This window comes from Mesorhizobium sp. M7A.F.Ca.US.005.03.2.1, from assembly GCF_003997795.1.
Taxonomy (GTDB): domain Bacteria; phylum Pseudomonadota; class Alphaproteobacteria; order Rhizobiales; family Rhizobiaceae; genus Mesorhizobium; species Mesorhizobium ciceri.
The window spans coordinates 1-1,031 of record NZ_RZRP01001338.1 but is presented as its reverse complement, the minus strand read 5'-3'; the positions used below and the strand labels follow the sequence as shown (position 1 = coordinate 1,031).

Genomic DNA, 1,031 nt, shown 5'->3' with positions numbered 1-1,031 from the left:
GGACGGACGACGGTTGGCGGGGGTGTTAGTCCTTGACGGTCGAAATATCAGGCGCGTCGACCGCCTTCATGCCGACGACGTGGTAGCCCGAATCGACGTGGTGCACTTCACCGGTGACGCCGCGCGACAGATCGGACAGGAAATAGACGCCGGAATCGCCGACTTCCTCCTGCGTCACCGTCTGCTTCAGCGGCGAATTGTACTCGTTCCACTTCAGGATGTAGCGGAAATCGCCGATGCCGGAAGCGGCAAGGGTCTTGATCGGGCCAGCCGAAATGGCGTTGACGCGGATCTTCTTGGCGCCGAGATCGACCGCCAGGTAGCGCACGCTGGCCTCGAGCGCCGCCTTGGCGACACCCATGACGTTGTAGTGCGGCATCACCTTTTCGGCGCCGTAGTAGGTCAGCGTCAGCAGTGAGCCGCCATCGGTCATCAGCGCCTCGGCGCGCTTGGCGATGGTGGTGAAGGAATAGACCGAAATGTCCATTGTGCGCAGGAAATTGTCGCGTGACGTCTCGACATAGCGGCCAGTCAGCTCATCCTTGTCGGAGAAGGCAATGGCGTGGACGAGGAAATCAAGCTTGCCCCAATGTTTGGCGACATTGGCGAAAACCTCATCCAGGCTCGCCGGATCGGTGACGTCGCAATGGCCGGCGACAAAGGCGCCCAGTTCCGCCGCCAGCGGCTCGACACGCTTCTTGAACGCCTCGCCCTGATAGGTCAGCGCTATCTCGGCGCCATGATCGACGCAGGCCTTGGCGATGCCATAAGCGATCGACCTATTGTTGGCGACGCCAAGAATGAGGCCGCGCTTGCCGGCCATTAGGCCCTGTCCACCCGCCATGTGAGCGCTCTCCGCAAGATTTCAGCTTTGTGGGTTGCCCTATCGCACAGGCACAGAGCCCCTTCAAGCGCTCAAAACGGACAGTTCAGGGGACAAAAGCCGCCGATCAGCCTTTTTGGCTGCGCAACAGCGCTTCGAGTGCGCTATCACCGCCTTCCGGCAGCATGATACGCACATGAGCGTAGAG

At 60.9% G+C, this 1,031-nt stretch carries 1 protein-coding gene; it reads right to left on the bottom strand.

Features of this window, described 5'->3' with window-relative positions; all coding sequences use genetic code 11:
* Nucleotides 1-25: 25 nt before the first annotated feature.
* Nucleotides 26-844 (bottom strand): enoyl-ACP reductase FabI, encoded by an 819-nt coding sequence (fabI, locus tag EN991_RS37570; protein ID WP_013532803.1) that lies wholly within the window; start codon nt 842-844, stop codon nt 26-28.
* Nucleotides 845-1,031 lie beyond the last annotated feature (187 nt).

What these genes read in the sequence shown, in the direction of transcription:
- fabI (WP_013532803.1), bottom strand. Translation starts at nt 844, where the DNA reads ATGGCGGGTGGACAGGGCCTAATGGCCGGCAAGCGCGGCCTCATTCTT.